The sequence below is a fragment of the Fulvivirga sp. AWR4_260 genome (assembly GCF_056158185.1).
This window is the reverse complement of the sequence record NZ_JBSWSU010000001.1, coordinates 705,007-721,406: the sequence shown is the minus strand read 5'-3', so window position 1 is coordinate 721,406 and position 16,400 is coordinate 705,007. Positions and strand designations below refer to the sequence as shown.

Genomic DNA, 16,400 nt, shown 5'->3' with positions numbered 1-16,400 from the left:
TACTCTGAGATTAAAAGCACTAGTTTATTAGCTTTGGGCTACATAAATAATGTTATGAAAACTGCATTAATTACAGGTGTTACAGGCCAAGACGGAGCATATTTGGCTGAATTTTTATTAAATAGAGGTTATACTGTTCACGGGATTAAGCGAAGAACTTCCTTATTTAATACCGAAAGGATTGATCATTTATATCAGAATCCTTGGGACGTAAATGTTAAATTTAAATTGCATTTTGGAGATGTAACTGATTTCTCATCCATAATGCGACTTATCAAAGAGATTGAGCCCGATGAAATTTACAATTTGGCTGCGATGTCGCACGTGAAGGTAAGTTTCGAAATGCCTTATCATACTGCAGAAGTGAATGGTTTAGGCGTATTAAATATATTGGAGTCTGTGCGTATTTTAAATCTCAGTAAAGAAGTAAAAATATATCAGGCATCTACTTCGGAATTGTTTGGTAATTGCAACGTTTCACCGCAAAATGAAGCAACTAGATTCTACCCAAGGTCTCCTTATGGAGTTTCAAAATTATTTGCTCATTGGAGTGTGATTAATTATAGAGAGGCGTATCAAATGTATGCGGTAAATGGAATTTTATTTAATCATGAATCTCCCAAAAGAGGCGAGACGTTTTTAACTAGGAAAATAACTAGGGCTGCAACAGCTATCTTTTTAGGTTTGCAAGATAAGGTCTACTTAGGTAATCTGGATTCTGTAAGGGATTGGGGGCATGCAAAAGATTATGTTAGGGCGATGTGGTTAATGCTTCAGCAAAAATCGCCTCAGGATTATGTGATTGCTACTGGTCAAGCCTTCTCTATTAGAGATTTCCTATATAAGGTTTTTTTATATCTAGGTGTAGAAATTGAATTTGTTGGCACCCAATTGAAGGAAAAAGGGGTAGTGAAAAAGTTGAACGTTGATAATACTCACCTTTCAGAGGGTGATATAATCTTAGAGGTGAACCCTAAATATGAAAGACCAACTGAAGTTAATTCTTTGAAGGGTGATTCTTCTAAAGCTCGAATAGAGTTGGGTTGGGAGCCTGAATATAATATAGATAAGCTAATAGCAGAGATGGTAGAAGCTGATTTGAAGTTTCATCAACAACACTAAACTTTGAATGAAAAAGAGCGATTCGATATATATAGCGGGACATACTGGGTTGGTTGGCAGTTCTATTTTGAATAAGTTAAAGGCGGATGGATATAGTAACTTAATACTTAAATCATCAAGTGAATTAGATTTGCGTAGTCAGTTAAGTGTAGATGCTTTTTTTTCTAGATATAAGCCCAAATATGTTTTTGTTGCTGCGGCAAAAGTAGGAGGGATAAAGGCTAACTCAACTTACCCTGCTGAGTTTATTTATGATAATATAATGATTCAATCTAATATTATTCATAGTAGTTACATTCATAAAGCTCACAAACTGTTATTCCTAGGGTCCTCTTGTATCTACCCAAAATATGCACCTCAGCCAATTAAAGAATCTGATTTGTTAACAGGTTTACTTGAACCTACCAATGAAAGTTATGCTATTGCCAAAATAGCAGGAGTGAAGATGTGTGAAGCTTACAGAAACCAATATGGTTGTAATTTTATATCAGTGATGCCTACTAATTTGTATGGTGTTAACGATAATTTTGATAAAGAAACTTCACATGTTATTCCAGGTATTATTTCCAAATTTCTTGAGGCAAAAAGGACAGGGGAAAGGGAGGTGAAACTATGGGGCAATGGGCAAGCATTACGCGACTTCTTGCATGTAGATGATTTAACGGAAGCTTGTTTGCTTTTAATGAATTCAGACTTTAAGCATACTTTGGTTAATGTAGGTAGTGGAAAAGAAATAAGTATTAAAGAGTTAGCATTATTGATCAGGGAGTTAATGAATATGGACTGTAAGATATTATGGGATGAAGATATGCCCAATGGCACACCTAGAAAATTAATGGATCATACACTTATAACAGAATATGGCTGGAAGCCAGAGGTTGATTTGAAAAGAGGAATCATCAAAGTAATAAAGGCTTTGAGTCTCGAGGATGAGATTTGACTTTTTTCTCTAACGATGAATAGGGGTTAGAGTCTATAGTATTGTCTATCTTTGAGAAAAATTATAAATCAACTCTGCTATATTTCATCTAGTATGGTTGACGTTATATTCGTTAAACGAGTATTTTAAACAATTTGCTTTTGAAACACCTATTTGTTTTTGGCACCCGACCAGAGGCTATTAAAATGGCTCCTCTTATCAAACTATTCAAAAAGGAAGAAAGCTTTGACGTAAAGGTTTGTGTTACTGGTCAGCATCGTGAAATGCTTGATCAGGTTTTAAACTTTTTTGAAATAGAACCAGATTACGACCTGAATCTAATGTCTAAGGATCAGACATTATTTGATATTACGTCAAAATCATTAACTGGTATCAATGAAGTAATTGCCGATTGTAAGCCAGATAATATAATTGTTCAGGGAGACACTACTACAGCTTTTGTCGGAGCTTTGGCAGGTTACTATCACAAAGTAAAAGTTTCGCATATTGAAGCTGGCTTAAGAAGTAATAATTTATATTCTCCTTTTCCTGAAGAGGGGAATAGGAAGCTGGTGAGTACTATCACTGATTTTCATTTTGCTCCTACAAAGAGAGCCAAAGAAAATTTGGTAGGTGAAGGTGTAAAATCTAATATACATGTTGTTGGAAATACTGTAATTGATGCTCTTCTTCTAGGTTTAAATATCATAAAGACTGCAGGTGAATCTGCATATCAAGAGTATTTTAAATTCATTGACTTTAGTAAAAAGGTGATTTTGGTGACGGGGCACAGAAGGGAAAGTTTTGGGGAGCCATTCATCCAAATGTGTGAAGCAATAAAAAACATAGCCCAAAATAATGATGTAGAGGTGGTTTACCCAGTGCACTTAAATCCAAATGTAAGGCAAGTGGTAAAGGATATATTATCAGATATACCGAATGTGAAACTAATAGAGCCTCTATCTTATCCCTATTTGATATGGTTAATGAATATGAGCTATTTTGTGCTTACGGACTCTGGAGGTATACAGGAGGAAGCGCCAAGTTTAGGTAAGCCAGTATTGGTGATGAGGGAGGTTACAGAAAGGCAAGAAGGGGTTGAGGCAGGTACAGCGATTTTAGTTGGTACAGATAAGGCGAAGATCATTGAGGAGTCAACAAAGCTTATTATTGATGAAGCGCATTATAAAAATGTAGCTAATGCTATCAACCCTTACGGAGATGGTACTACAAGTGAAAAAATTCTAGATGTTTTATTGAATAATCATGGTTAAAAGAGCTTTAGGAGTGAATGCAGTTATGGTAGGTATGGGATACATTGGTTTACCCACAGCTGCTTTGATGGCAAGTAAAGGTATACATGTTCATGGGGTTGATATTAACCAAAAAACCATAAATACTATAAATGATGGTCATATACATATAGTGGAGCCAGACTTAGAAGGCTTAGTACATCATGTAGTGAAAGAAGGTTATCTTAAGGCGGATCTGAAGCCGGTTCAAGCAGATGTGTTTTTAATTGCGGTCCCTACCCCATTTAAAGAAGGACACCTTCCAGATATATCTTATGTGGAAGATGCTGCAAAAAGTATAGCTCCATATTTAAAAACTGGTGACTTAATCATTTTAGAATCTACTTCACCTGTTGGAACCACAGAAAGAATAAAAGAAATAATAGATGAAAATCGTACTGATTTAGCGGGCGATTATTTTTTGGCTTACTGCCCAGAAAGGGTATTGCCAGGAAATATTATTTATGAATTAGAGCATAATGACCGGTCAATCGGTGGCGTGAATGCAGAGTCTACCAAGAGGGCGATAGAGTTTTACAGGTATTTTGTTAAAGGAGAGCTAATTGCAACGAATTGTAGAACGGCCGAAATGTGTAAACTGGTTGAAAATTCATACAGGGATGTGAATATTGCATTTGCGAATGAATTATCCATGATATGTGATGAAGCTGAAATAGACGTTTGGGAATTGATAGAGTTGGCGAATAAGCATCCAAGGGTGAACATCTTACAGCCAGGGACAGGCGTAGGCGGACATTGTATAGCTGTGGATCCTTGGTTTATTGTTTCTAATTTTCCTAAGCTGGCGAAAATAATAAGAACGGCTCGAGAGGTAAATAACTATAAAACCGATTGGGTGATGGAGAAAATAAAAAATGCAGCACTCAAGTTTGAATTGACCAATAAGAGAAAACCGAAAATTGCATGTATGGGGTTGGCTTTTAAGCCGAATATTGATGATTTGAGAGAAAGCCCTGCTTTAAAGATTACTCAAACCCTGATAAATGACGGTTTAGATATTATGCCAGTTGAACCTCATGTTGACTCTTCTGAGTATTTTAAGATCTTTTCGATAGAAGAGGCATTAAGTAAAGCTGATTTGTTGATGTTTTTAGTTGGACACAGACAGTTTCAGTTACTAGATACATCTGACCGAGAAGGTGTCTATAATTTTTGTGGTTAGTACAGCAATAAATTTTAATATGCAGAGAGGAAAAGTGGTATATATGATATTTCAAGTTAAAAACCTTCAGGTTTTTTTTGCCTTGCTTTCATATGTTGAAAAACATTTGTCAAACGTTTTTCTTATTGATGATAAAAATGAGTCATTAATAAAAGAATGTCAACGTTTTTTTAAGTTTAAGACTTCCTATAAGGTTAATTATAAAGGGGAATATGAAGAGAATATAATTACGATTAATCATAAACTACCTAAAACGGAAATTGATGGGGTAGGAAATTATGATTTAATATTCCCTAGGATGATAGCCAAGAAATATTGTAGTGATTTAAATAAGAAACATAATCAAATTTACTTCAGAGGTTTGTTGACCAAAAGCAGGCTTGTGGAGTCATTGACATTTTTTATTAAAATAGGAGATATTAGGGCATTGATGGTAGCAATTTTCAGTTTAATTTTTAAGGGTAAATCTTATAAAATAAATACTAAACATATTTGTTTTGTGTATACTGACAGGGGTAGAAAGGCAGGATCTAAATATTTGGATCACGAGTATTATGAGGAAATGAGCAAATATAAGTATGTTTTTTGTCCTAAAGGAGATTTTATATGGACATATCGCTTTTTTGAAGCTATTCAGTTGGGGGCGATACCCGTTTGTAATTACAATATTCTTATTTATTCTGATTTTAAATACTTAAATAAGTTTAAGGAATTAACAAACCCTAAGTTAAGTGAATTTGTGGAATTTAATAAGGAATTATTTAAAAGGAGGTTTTATATCAATTAATGTCATTTTTAAGAAACCTAACGAGCAACCTATTATTGTTTTTAGTTAATATTTTTATTGGGCTTTGGCTTCCTCCCTTTATTACTCAAAAATTGGGGGTAGGTGCATATGGTTTAATCCCATTAGCAAATTCGGTTAGTAACTATGCACTTATAGTTGCAATTGTAATAAATGGTTCTATTGCCAGATACTTAATGTTAGATTTGTCATCTAAGAATTATACTTCCGCAAACAGGACTTTTAATACCTGTTTAGGAGGACTAAATTTATTAATACTATTTATTATTCCTTTTTTATTTCTATTTGTTTATAACATAGGATACCTGCTTAATATACCTTTAGCATTTTTAGACGACTCTAAATTCTTATTTGGCAGTGTACTCATGTATTTCGTTTTAGGAACTTATACATCCCTATTTAATACTTCTACATATGTAAATAATAGGTTGGATTTAATAAATTTAACTAATCTTGTAAATGTAATAGTAAGGTTGATCGTTATTCTTATTCTCTTTTACATATTCGATGTATCTCTTAAAAATTTTGGCTTTTCTTATATTGTTGCGGGAATAATTACTCTAGTCGTAAGCGTTTTGATTTTTAAAAGGCAAACGCCCTACTTAAAGGTTAATTTTTTTAAAATTGATTTTGAGGTTTTAAAGGAAGTTTTATCAATGGGGGGATGGCTGTTAGTTAGTCAAATCGGAGCATTATTGTTTCTCCAAGTAGATCTTTTCTTGATCAATTTATTGAAAGGGCCTGATGCATCAGGTACTTATGGCCTATTATTGCCATGGAATATGTTGATACGAACTTTTACAGCAGTGATTGCAGGTGTTGTCGCCCCGATAATATTAAAATATTATACAGATAATAATTTAGAGGGGATATTGAATGCTGCTACGTCTTCAATAAAATATCTAGGTATATTAATATCTACTATTGTTGCAATTCTTTCCGTATATGGTGAGGTGCTAATAAAATTATGGGTTGGTGATGATTATACAAAATATAATATATTGTTTGTTTTGTTAATAATTCACTTAGGAATTAACCTTTCAGTAATTCCCCTTTTTGCCATTTCAAATGCATATAAAAAAGTGAAACTTCCAGGTATTATTACTCTTCTGTTAGGAGGTGCTAATGTGTTATTAGGATATTATTTCTTAAAAGAAACTAATTTAGGCTTATATGGGGTTGCATTAGCAGGTATGATAGTACTTTCTATTAAAAATATAGTATTTGCAGCACCATATACAGCATCTTTTTTAGGTCTAAGTAAGTTGTATTTTTTGAAATATATGCTCTATGGTATTTTTTCATTGATTATTTCTGGCTTATTGGCCTATTTAATGAAGTGTATTATTGTGCCAACAGATTGGGAGGGGTTAATTGCATCTATGCTTTTAGTTGGTATTGTTAGTGTGGGAATGGCTTGCATTCTTTTTGTCAGTAAAAAGGATAAGAAGTATTTTTTGACAATAGCCACTTCTTTTTTAAATAAATAGCTTTATATATGAATGTTACATTTTCTGGATATTACGGACAATTAAATACTGGAGATGATTCTTTTTGTGTGGTATCAGATTGGGGAGCAAAAAAATTCTGGCATGCGAAAGATGTTAAATTTATTGGAGGAAAGTTGCCTTATAGTATAAATGGAGAGGTCTTAAGTAATACTGTTTTTAATAAAAAATATTTTAGAGGGCAACATTATATTGAGAGTTTAGTTCAACCAGTATTTTCACGAAATTTAATTTATGCTGGAGGATCTATATTTCACAAAGAAATAAAAGTGTTTTCCCGTGAATCAATTTTTCAGAATTATAATGATTTAGGTTTCTTAAGCTTGGCTGCTATAGGGGTTTCTGTAGGCCCTTTTAATAGTAAAAAGGCTAAAGAAAGTTTGAAAAATTACTTGTCTAAATTTTCGTTTATATCACTTAGAGATGAGAGATCTTATAATGAAGTAATTGATATGGATTTAGATATACCGGTTGCTCATGCTTTTGACTTGGCAGCTCTTTTACCTATGATATACAATGCTGAAATTGGAACTAAAAGGGATTTAGTGTTAGGCATAAGTCCTTGTTATTACGAACGGTATATAGGTGGAGATGAAAATAAAGATTATGTTAGATTGCATAAAATGATAAACACACTTGAACTTTTAATTAAGCGTATTCCTAACTTAAAATTGAAAATTTTTGTTTTTAATGCGCATGAAACCTATGGTGATAATGAAATAGCTGATGTTATAGCTGATCATTTTGATAATAAAGTTGAAGTCGAGAAAGTAGGATATGAAAGGAATACTGAGAAAATGTGGAGACATGTATCTCAGTGCAATGCTATGATCTCTACTCGTTTACATGCAGGGATTTTTGCATGTTTTGCGGGGGTTCCTTTTATACAAATTGAATATCATAAAAAATGTACTGATTTCCTCAATGAAGTCGGTTATGAATCTGATTATTTAATTGGAGATTTTGAAAGTGGAGTGAATCATGTTGCGTCTTTGCTTGAAGGGTTGCTTCTAGGAGATCGTATTCCATCTGTCACAAAAATCAATGACTGCAAGAATAGAGCTTTACTAAATTTCACGGAGTTTACTGAATATTTATAATATGTTTACTGTTGTCATTCCTCTTTATAATAAAGAATCAAATATTCGAAAGACTATTGATTCAGTGTTATGTCAATCTTATACCAATTTTCAGTTAGTAGTTATTAATGATGGGTCAACAGATAATAGTTTGAAAATAGTATCTCAGTATGAGGACCCACGGTTGGATGTTTATACAATAAAGAATTCAGGTGTCTCAGCTGCTAGGAATTATGGAATAAGTAAAGCAAAATTTCCATATATAGCTTTGTTAGATGGGGATGATTATTGGGATATAAATTATTTGGAAGTAGCCAAGCAAGCCATTTATGAAAATTCAAATGTTCAATTATTTTCGTCTGCCTATAGCATAGTTAAAAATGGGAGAATAGAAAAATTGGATTTTGGATTAAATAATGCGAGTCGATTTAATTTGATTGAAGATTATTTTGAACTAATGCTGAGAAGTTCTTTTTCAACAATCACGGCTTCAAGTGTTATTATATCAAAGTACTTGCTTGATGAGGTTAAGGGGTTTAATGAAAAATTGAAATATGGAGAAGATTTAGATTTATGGTTTCGTTTGTTAATGCGAACAAATTATATTTTTATAAATGAAGTAATGGTATATTATAACTTTGATGGGCAAGAGAGGGCTTGTGATAAGGTTTTTGATTTTGAAACTGATATCATATTTCATTTAGATGCATTCAAAAATCTAGAGCTTAAAAGTCAATCAGCTAAAAGGTATTTTAACTTATTTAGATTACAAAAACTGAAGACATATCATTTAAATGGTCAATATATACAATATGTCAAAAAATGTCTTTCTGAAATTGATGAGAATGATTTCGGTATAATTTGGAAGGTGTTTTATTACTCACCTAGAGTAATTATAAAACCTCTTTACAAATGTTTTTTTTATTTTAAACATAATTTTTGAATTGGAGCAAAAGGAAAATATAAATAGGACATTGGTTGTTTTTACTAAGAATTTTGGTGTAGATTTTTCAGGAGCGACTATAGCAACATGCAATCTTTTAAATTATTTTGTTAAAGATTTTAAAGAGGTCATAGTTCTATGTCAAAATGTTGGTTGCTTTACTGAACAACCAAATCTGATAATTCAACAATACTCTAACTTGTTTAATGGGGTGAGTCTATTAAGGGATATGCCAAATGATGCTGTATTCTTGTCTGATGATCACTATGGTTTTATTTTAAGCTTGGCTCGAAAAAAATATTATCATATATATCATGGTAATTGGCCAAATGCAATGTTCCTTGATTTATCCTTCTTCATTAAAGGCTTGTTTTTTTTACCTATTTATATATTTACTATAAGAAAAGCGTTTTTAGTGTTTAATGTGTCTTTTTTTATGGAAAAATTTTGTCGCATATTTAATAAAAATACAGCCTTAATAAGAAATGGAGTTGGACAGAATATTGAATTTAATTCTTCACAATTTATTTTAAGTAAAAAAGTCAAGATATTAATGGTTGGGAATGTGGATGTAAGGAAGTATAAAAGTGCGGTTAGAATTTTTGAACAAATAAACCACAAAAGATTGTCTGATTTTTATGATATTACTATATATGGCAATATCAAGGATCAAAAATTGGCAAAAAAACTAGAAATTTTTGATTTTGTTAAAATTGTAGGTTTTCAGTCAATAATAGAATATCATAAATATGATTTGTATTTGTCCACTTCATATTTCGAAAATTTATCAATAGCTGTTTGTGAGGCTCTACTTTCAGGAAGGCCGGTTTTTGCGTTTAATGTTGGTGGTCTTAATGAAGTTGTTAAGCAGTATGATAATGGGTATTTAGCTCCTGTAAAGGATATAGAAGCTATTCTAAAGAATCTTGAGCTATTTAGAAAAGGAGAATTAAACTTAAAGCCTACATTAGCCCCTTTAAGAGAGTTTTCTTGGGAAATATCTTCTTCTCGTTATTTGACATATTTTAGGCGATCTGAACTGTACTAATTTGCAAAATATAAAGGAGGGCAATCATTTTTGTCGATTATTTCTAGTTGTATCATCTATAATAAATCCCGCTGTACTTATTTATATTCCAGATTTTTTGGTTTGGATTATTTTGGCAGAGGTTTTAATTTACATTACTCTCACTAGGAGTGAAGAAGAAATGCCTTTTATAGTTTATTTTTTTTCTTTTCAATTTTATGGGGTAAATTTATTTGGTATTAAGCTCTATGATTTATCATTTTTATTGATTGTGTTTTTTTTTCTCTTAAGGGAGAAAAAAATAAAAAAATTGAACATAAAGTCTTTCCCTGCTTCGATTATATATTCAATAATATTAATTATATATCTAGCAATTATTTTATTTAGTAAATTCAATATATTAATTGAGTTTAGCGAGTCTCTCTTAGAATCTATAAGATATATATTTTGTTTGTGGGTCTTATATTTTTTTAAGCATATTAAGCTTATTAACTATAACCGTTTTATAAAAACTTTAGGCTGGATATGTGTATCGAACTTTATTAATGGGATTTTAATATTTTTTTTCATTAAAGAGGGTTTAATTCAATGCAATTACAAACAAACAATATATAGTATTGATTTATACTCCCCTTTAGAAGAGGCACGTTTAGCTGGATTTTTCTCTGATCCTAATAAGTACTATCTGTTTTTTGCATTTATTCTACTTATTTATGAAATGTGCAAAGCTCATGTTAAGTCCAATTATTTTTTGCCTATCATTTGTTTGGTTGGTTTAATTTCATCTTTGTCTAGGATTGCACTAATATCAGTATTTTTGTATCTGGGCTATAAGTTTGTTGAAGCTATTATTATTAATAGGTGGAAGCCTATAATTAATTTGTCTACCATTGTCTTAGTTGTATTAGCTATAACAACGCTGCCTTTATTAATTGATTATTATGATGTTTTTGTACATCAAATTACCGTTTTAGTTGGAAGAGAAGATAGTTTGAGGTATTCAGCTTCTTTGTCGGATGATAGTAGAGTTCATGCATGGTTATTAGCGCTTTTACATATTAAAGAAGCATGGTTATTTGGTAATGGAATATATTTCTGGAGATCATTTTACTATATGCCTCCTCATAATACTTTCCTGTCGTTATTATTAGATTTAGGGTTGATTGGATTAGGTATTTATATCGCCATATTTTATTCAATTTTAAAGTTTTGGTATAAATATTATATTTTAATTTTTTTTATAATACCATATGCAATTTTAGATTTACAAACTTTTAGATTGTCTTTTTTAATATTAGCATTCTGTTTGAATGAATTAAAAAATGGAAAAAAATGAATGTATTGATAATAGGTCCGGTTCAATCGGATAAATATTTTGGAGGTGTAGCGACATTTACGGAGTCATTAGCAGATGGATTTATTCAGTTGGATCATCAGGTTGAAATTATAACTGATTATTCTATTAAAAACTTTACTTACTTAGGTTGCAGGATTTCCTCAATTTATAAAGCTCCAAAAAGGAGAAATCCATTGATCTTCAAGAGGTTAGCAAGGGAGATAGATAAAAGAAAAAGTGACTTAATAATATCTTCATTGGAATATGGATTATCATTAATTTTTATTAAGCCAAATTTGGCTGTTAAAATACATTATTTGCATGCTTTTCCTGCCAAAACTATGGCAGGTTATTTTAAAACTAAAGGGCTAAATAGAGCAATGAAATTGATATCACATAAGGTCGATTTTATGATTTCTAACAGTTCTTTAACTAGCGTTGTTAATAAAGAGATTTTTGGCATCAAATCTGATAACGTTATACCAATAGGGCTTGGTTATGAATTTATGGGGAGAGTTGAAAAAATGATGCAAAAGGGGGCAACTAATTTTTTAGACTTAAAGAAAAGAGGACAAATTTTATATGCAGGTCGAATAGCTTCTGAAAAAAATATATATAGTATATTAAAGGCGATTGAAGGCTTAAGATCTTTGACTGATATTAGCTTTAATTTTATTGTTATAGGTGGGGGAAATGATTTAGACGAATTAATAGAAAAGTACAATTATAATGGTTCAAGAATAAACTTTCTTGGAGCCAAAAGTCAGGAAGAAATTGTTAAGTATTATATAGAGTCTGAAATCTTTATTTCTATGAATCCTCATGAGCCATTTGGTATAACTTATTTAGAGGCGTTATATACTAACTGTAAAATAGTCTGCCCTATGTCAGGTGGACATTTGGATTTTTCTCACTTTTTTTCAAATCATTTTTATTTGACTAATCCATATCAGGTTAAGGCTATCTCCGAGAGTTTAAAAGAAGCATTGATTGCTGATGTTCCGGCATTTAATAAAAAAATAGAAAGCTATAACTATAAAAGAGTATCCAAAGATATAATAAGTTATGTTAGTGATGAAAAAGACATATTGTGAGGGTGGTTTGACTCTATTTTTACTTACATTATCATTTACTTTGTGTATTTTTCAAAAAATATCATCTGTTATTTTTGGATTATTTTTTATAAGTTTATTTGTGTCTGGTTTTCAGATTAAACAAAGTAAAAAGGTATATGTTTATTCCGGTTTAATAATTACATATTTTATATATATGGTTATTAGGGATTTTTGTGATTATTCACCTGCCGTATGGAAAGATATAGAAAAAAAGCTTCCTATTATACTTTCAATACCGTTTCTCTTTTCTAGGATTTCTTTGGATAGAAATAAATTAAGGTTTGTTTTTTATGCTTTAAGTGGTTTCCTTTTTACGGTTTGTATGTCATCATATATTTTTGCCGTTTATAAAAGTGGTTATTTATATCCAATTCAAGATGGAACTGAATTTTACTACTCTAATGAATTTTCGCGCATCCAATATACTAGTTTATGGGGGAGTCCACACCCCGGGTACTTGTCTATATTATTGATAATAAGTATTAATTTTTTAATAGACTTGTGTTGCTCATACGTTAGAGGTAAGAATCGATATTTTTTAGTTGTCGTAATCCTTTTCTTTTGTGTCAATTTGTTAATACTAGCATCAAAAATATGTTTGTTAATATTATTAATAACCTCTATCATTCAATGTGTTAGGTTTTTAATTTTGATAAAGTTTAATATAAGGTATATACTGTTTTTATTTTGTGCTAGTTTATTATTAGTCTTTCTTGGAATTAATGATAAACAATTAAATTATCGATTCAAGAATGAAGAGAGTATAAGTTATAAATATAAGGTAGAACAATGGACAGCTACTACAGAATTAATTGAAAAAAGTCCCATTTTTGGAGTGGGTGAAAATGAATTTCAAGAAAAATTAAACAATGAATATCTTCGCTTAAATTATCAATTAAGTTTAGACGAAAACTTAAATCCTCATAATCAATATTTGCATACTTTTGCAAAGTTCGGTGCGGTAGGTGGTATTCTATTGATATCTATATTTGTATGCTCATTGTACTTCGCTAAAGATGATATCTTTTATATACTAATTTTGATATCATTTATGGTGTTCTGTATGTTTGAATCTGCATTTGAGCGATATTTGGGTGTTTTCCCTTTTTTTATATGCAATGCATTAATGATTAAAAATAATATAAGTTATAATGGCAGTTCTGATAACAGGAGGTTCTGGCTTCATAGGAAGTCATTTTCATAGTAAACTAAAAAATGAAAGTCTTATTAATTTAGATTTACAAGAACCTACTTTTAACTACCGCTCTAAATTTGTTTTAGGTGATATAAGAAAGTTGAATGATGTGAATCGAGCACTTGAACACGGTGTTGATACGATAATTTCGTTAGCAGCTATGCATCATGATTTTGGTATTTCTGATGAGGAATATTTCGAAACAAATGAATATGGCACCAAGGTTTTATGTGATGCGGCATCAAAAAACAATGTAAAAACTATTGTTTTTTATAGTTCAGTTGCTGTTTACGGAGCCAACGAGAGTAAATCTACGGAGGAGATGGCTCCAAATCCTAATATGCCATATGGAGCATCTAAATTGGCAGGTGAAAAGGTTTTATATTCTTGGGCTGAAGAGGATCCTTCTAGACGTGTTTTAATAATTAGACCTGCTTTAGTTTTTGGTATTAATAATACCGCAAATATGTATAAGTTGATTCATCAAATAAATCTTGGAATATATTTTCATGTTGGAAGAGCAAACAACATAAAATCAATAGGGTATGTGGAGAATATTGTAGCTGCTACATGTTGGCTATTGAAAGACTTACAGACAGGTGTTTCCATTTATAATTATGCTGATGAACCTCATTTGACCAGTAGGGAGATAGCAAACACAATATCAAAAAAGTTAAAGAAAAAGGTCAGGATAACAATTCCAAAATATTTGGGAATTATGATGGGGTTACCTTTTGACTTAATTATTAAAGCAACAGGAAAAAATTTGCCGATTTCAAGTGCAAGAGTCAAAAAATTAGCAACTGAAACTTATCACTCAGGTGAAAAACTGTTTAGTAAAGGCTTTGTACCAAAATATTCAACGAAGGAAGGTTTAGAGAAAATGGTGGAATGGTATTTAAATTCGAGAAAGAATTAACAATTTGGCATTTCACTAATGATTTTCCATACCTTTGCCCAGCTAATTAATTTTATTGGATGACTGCAATAGCGTTAGCGATAGCTACTTCTTTTATAATAACATTTTTGGTAATACCAGTAATCATTAAGCTTTCTCGTAGAAGAGCGAAGTTGATGGATACTCCTGGACGAAGAAAGATTCACAAGAAAATAACTCCATCTTTAGGTGGAGTCGGTATATTCTTAGGCTTTTTGGTGGCTCTTGTAGTGTGGCTGCCAATGGATGGATTTCAGGATTTTAAGTTTATTCTGGCTGGTGTTACTATCATATTTTTGGTGGGCATTAGAGACGACATGGTTCCTTTAAGGCCATTATATAAGCTAATCGGTCAGCTGATTGCCGCTACATTGGTAGTGATGCTATCAGGTATCAGGTTAGAATCTTTATATGGCCTCTTCGGTATTTATGAATTGCCGGAGATTATTAGCTACCTCATTAGCGTATTTACTATCATTGTAATTACCAATTCATTTAACTTAATAGATGGCTTGGATGGCTTAGCAGGAACTATTGCTTTGATAGCATTATCAAGTTTCGGTGTTTGGTTTTACCTTATAGGCCAGCCATGGATAGCCCTTTTAGCTTTGAGCATGGTAGGGTCAGTATTAGCTTTTCTGACATTTAACTGGGAGCCCTCAAAGATATTTATGGGTGATACAGGAGCATTGGTTATTGGATTTTTGTTTTCTGTGTTGGCTATTAGTTTTATAGATTACAACTATAATTTGCCTGTAGGTAATCCTTTTAAATTCAGAGCTTCTATAACAACAGCAATTTGCGTAGTAATTATTCCTTTGTTTGATACCCTTAGAATTTTCATATTGAGACTTTCAAAAAAGCAGTCTCCATTTACTCCAGATAAGAATCACGTGCATCATGCATTGATGAGGCTAGGGTTGAAACATTCACAAACAGCTATTGCACTTGGCATATTGAATGCTATATACATAGCAATGGCAGTAGCTTGCATTCACTTTTCTGATGCGTTATTACTGCCACTATTATTGATTTTTTCAGTATTGTTATCTTTAACACTAGACTTCCTAATAATTAGAAAGCTAAATAGGCCTTCTTAAAATCCAAGGCCTAAAAATCCAGTATTGAGTAAACTCTCTTTGTTATACGTGAAGGGTTCGGGGCCTGTTTCTTTTAACACCTTTCCTCCAGCACTCTCTAAAACGGCTTGGCCTGCTGCAGTGTCCCATTCCATGGTAGGACCATGTCTATAATACAAGTCAGCTTTACCCTCTGCTACCATGCAGAATTTCAAAGAACTGCCTACCGAAATGCTATCTTTTACATCATACTCTCTTAATACTACTTCTTCTTCTGGAGAAGCGTGAGATTTGCTTCTAACTGCAATTCTATTTCCTTCAGAGTTGTTAACCTTTAGAGGCACTTCCTTTCCGTCTACTACTTTGTAAGCCTTTTCTCCTGTGCCTACATATACTGTGTCTAACACAGGGGCGAATACCACACCGAATACGGGCTTGTTATGGTTGATTAAAGCAATATTTACAGTGAACTCCCCATTCCTGTTAATAAATTCTTTAGTTCCATCTAAAGGATCTACGAGCCAGAATGCACTATAGCTTATTCTCTTCATATACTCTACTTGCTCACCTTCTTCGGAGATCACAGGTATGTCTGGGTACATCATGCTAAGACCATGCATGATAACTTTATGAGAGGCCTTGTCTGCTAATGTCAACGGTGAATTATCACTTTTATAGTCAACATCAGTTGAAAGATTAGGATCATTGTATATATTTAAAATCGCTTGGCCTGCCTGGAGGGACAAATCGATCAATTCTTGGGTCTTTATTTCTTTAATCATGGTAACAAAACTACACAAATACGTTTATGTTTATAAAATAAGTTAATTAATCGTATTTTTGGCCTTTAAATTTGAAGA

The 16,400-nt window shown here is 31.9% G+C and carries 15 protein-coding genes; 14 read left to right on the top strand and 1 reads right to left on the bottom strand.

The window, feature by feature from the left end; all coding sequences use genetic code 11:
* The first annotated feature begins 54 nt into the window (after window positions 1–54).
* The 14 genes from gmd to ACXACQ_RS03020 all read left to right on the top strand — a co-directional run bounded on the left by gmd (window position 55) and on the right by ACXACQ_RS03020 (window position 15,561).
* Window positions 55–1,122 carry a GDP-mannose 4,6-dehydratase gene (gene gmd / locus ACXACQ_RS03085; RefSeq protein WP_474974459.1) on the top strand — a complete coding sequence of 356 codons (1,068 nt, stop codon included), beginning with the start codon at window positions 55–57 and terminating at the stop codon, window positions 1,120–1,122.
* Between the two features lie 7 nt (window positions 1,123–1,129).
* Window positions 1,130–2,062, top strand: coding sequence for a GDP-L-fucose synthase family protein (locus ACXACQ_RS03080; RefSeq protein ID WP_474974458.1), 933 nt, complete (start codon window positions 1,130–1,132; stop codon window positions 2,060–2,062).
* 140 nt (window positions 2,063–2,202) lie between these two features.
* Window positions 2,203–3,315: a non-hydrolyzing UDP-N-acetylglucosamine 2-epimerase gene (gene wecB / locus ACXACQ_RS03075; protein WP_474974457.1), complete on the top strand. Its 1,113-nt coding sequence runs from the start codon at window positions 2,203–2,205 to the stop codon at window positions 3,313–3,315.
* Window positions 3,308–4,516 carry a UDP-N-acetyl-D-mannosamine dehydrogenase gene (gene wecC / locus ACXACQ_RS03070; RefSeq protein WP_474974456.1) on the top strand — a complete coding sequence of 403 codons (1,209 nt, stop codon included), beginning with the start codon at window positions 3,308–3,310 and terminating at the stop codon, window positions 4,514–4,516. The genes wecB and wecC overlap by 8 nt, the downstream gene beginning before the upstream one ends.
* A gap of 19 nt (window positions 4,517–4,535) precedes the next feature.
* Window positions 4,536–5,303, top strand: a complete 768-nt coding sequence (locus ACXACQ_RS03065; protein WP_474974455.1) for a hypothetical protein — start codon at window positions 4,536–4,538, stop codon at window positions 5,301–5,303.
* Window positions 5,303–6,811 carry an oligosaccharide flippase family protein gene (locus ACXACQ_RS03060; RefSeq protein WP_474974454.1) on the top strand — a complete coding sequence of 503 codons (1,509 nt, stop codon included), beginning with the start codon at window positions 5,303–5,305 and terminating at the stop codon, window positions 6,809–6,811. The genes ACXACQ_RS03065 and ACXACQ_RS03060 overlap by 1 nt, the downstream gene beginning before the upstream one ends.
* An 8-nt stretch (window positions 6,812–6,819) precedes the next feature.
* A complete protein-coding gene (locus ACXACQ_RS03055; protein ID WP_474974453.1) occupies window positions 6,820–7,929 on the top strand; it encodes a polysaccharide pyruvyl transferase family protein in 1,110 nt (369 codons plus the stop codon).
* Between the two features lies 1 nt (window position 7,930).
* Entirely contained in the window at window positions 7,931–8,851 is a 921-nt protein-coding gene (locus ACXACQ_RS03050) for a glycosyltransferase family 2 protein (protein WP_474974452.1), read from the top strand.
* A 1-nt stretch (window position 8,852) separates the two neighbouring features.
* On the top strand, window positions 8,853–9,899 hold the full coding sequence (locus ACXACQ_RS03045) for a glycosyltransferase family 4 protein (protein ID WP_474974451.1): 1,047 nt from the start codon (window positions 8,853–8,855) through the stop codon (window positions 9,897–9,899).
* A 1-nt stretch (window position 9,900) separates the two neighbouring features.
* Window positions 9,901–11,214 carry an O-antigen ligase family protein gene (locus tag ACXACQ_RS03040; protein WP_474974450.1) on the top strand — a complete coding sequence of 438 codons (1,314 nt, stop codon included), beginning with the start codon at window positions 9,901–9,903 and terminating at the stop codon, window positions 11,212–11,214.
* The gene (locus ACXACQ_RS03035; RefSeq protein WP_474974449.1) at window positions 11,211–12,308 is read left to right on the top strand and encodes a glycosyltransferase family 4 protein; all 1,098 of its coding nucleotides are present in this window, start codon (window positions 11,211–11,213) and stop codon (window positions 12,306–12,308) included. Before ACXACQ_RS03040 ends, ACXACQ_RS03035 begins: the two co-directional genes overlap by 4 nt.
* Window positions 12,280–13,533 (top strand): O-antigen ligase family protein, encoded by a 1,254-nt coding sequence (locus tag ACXACQ_RS03030; protein ID WP_474974448.1) that lies wholly within the window; start codon window positions 12,280–12,282, stop codon window positions 13,531–13,533. The genes ACXACQ_RS03035 and ACXACQ_RS03030 overlap by 29 nt, the downstream gene beginning before the upstream one ends.
* Window positions 13,481–14,443 (top strand): NAD-dependent epimerase/dehydratase family protein, encoded by a 963-nt coding sequence (locus tag ACXACQ_RS03025; protein ID WP_474974447.1) that lies wholly within the window; start codon window positions 13,481–13,483, stop codon window positions 14,441–14,443. The genes ACXACQ_RS03030 and ACXACQ_RS03025 overlap by 53 nt, the downstream gene beginning before the upstream one ends.
* Before the next feature lie 59 nt (window positions 14,444–14,502).
* A complete protein-coding gene (locus ACXACQ_RS03020) occupies window positions 14,503–15,561 on the top strand; it encodes an MraY family glycosyltransferase (RefSeq protein ID WP_474974446.1) in 1,059 nt (352 codons plus the stop codon).
* Here the strand turns inward: ACXACQ_RS03020 and cysQ are convergent.
* Window positions 15,558–16,322 (bottom strand): 3'(2'),5'-bisphosphate nucleotidase CysQ, encoded by a 765-nt coding sequence (gene cysQ, locus ACXACQ_RS03015; protein ID WP_474974445.1) that lies wholly within the window; start codon window positions 16,320–16,322, stop codon window positions 15,558–15,560. The two genes, ACXACQ_RS03020 and cysQ, sit on opposite strands and share 4 nt — an antisense overlap.
* Window positions 16,323–16,400 lie beyond the last annotated feature (78 nt).

Excerpts from the sequence above, each read along its gene's own strand:
- gmd (WP_474974459.1), top strand. The coding sequence starts at position 55 with ATGAAAACTGCATTAATTACAGGTGTTACAGGCCAAGACGGAGCATAT.
- ACXACQ_RS03080 (WP_474974458.1), top strand. The coding sequence starts at position 1,130 with ATGAAAAAGAGCGATTCGATATATATAGCGGGACATACTGGGTTGGTT.
- wecC (WP_474974456.1), top strand. The coding sequence starts at position 3,308 with ATGGTTAAAAGAGCTTTAGGAGTGAATGCAGTTATGGTAGGTATGGGA.
- ACXACQ_RS03065 (WP_474974455.1), top strand. The coding sequence starts at position 4,536 with ATGCAGAGAGGAAAAGTGGTATATATGATATTTCAAGTTAAAAACCTT.
- ACXACQ_RS03060 (WP_474974454.1), top strand. The coding sequence starts at position 5,303 with ATGTCATTTTTAAGAAACCTAACGAGCAACCTATTATTGTTTTTAGTT.
- ACXACQ_RS03055 (WP_474974453.1), top strand. The coding sequence starts at position 6,820 with ATGAATGTTACATTTTCTGGATATTACGGACAATTAAATACTGGAGAT.
- ACXACQ_RS03050 (WP_474974452.1), top strand. The coding sequence starts at position 7,931 with ATGTTTACTGTTGTCATTCCTCTTTATAATAAAGAATCAAATATTCGA.
- ACXACQ_RS03035 (WP_474974449.1), top strand. The coding sequence starts at position 11,211 with ATGAATGTATTGATAATAGGTCCGGTTCAATCGGATAAATATTTTGGA.
- ACXACQ_RS03030 (WP_474974448.1), top strand. The coding sequence starts at position 12,280 with ATGTTAGTGATGAAAAAGACATATTGTGAGGGTGGTTTGACTCTATTT.
- ACXACQ_RS03025 (WP_474974447.1), top strand. The coding sequence starts at position 13,481 with ATGGCAGTTCTGATAACAGGAGGTTCTGGCTTCATAGGAAGTCATTTT.
- ACXACQ_RS03020 (WP_474974446.1), top strand. The coding sequence starts at position 14,503 with ATGACTGCAATAGCGTTAGCGATAGCTACTTCTTTTATAATAACATTT.
- cysQ (WP_474974445.1), bottom strand. The coding sequence starts at position 16,322 with ATGATTAAAGAAATAAAGACCCAAGAATTGATCGATTTGTCCCTCCAG.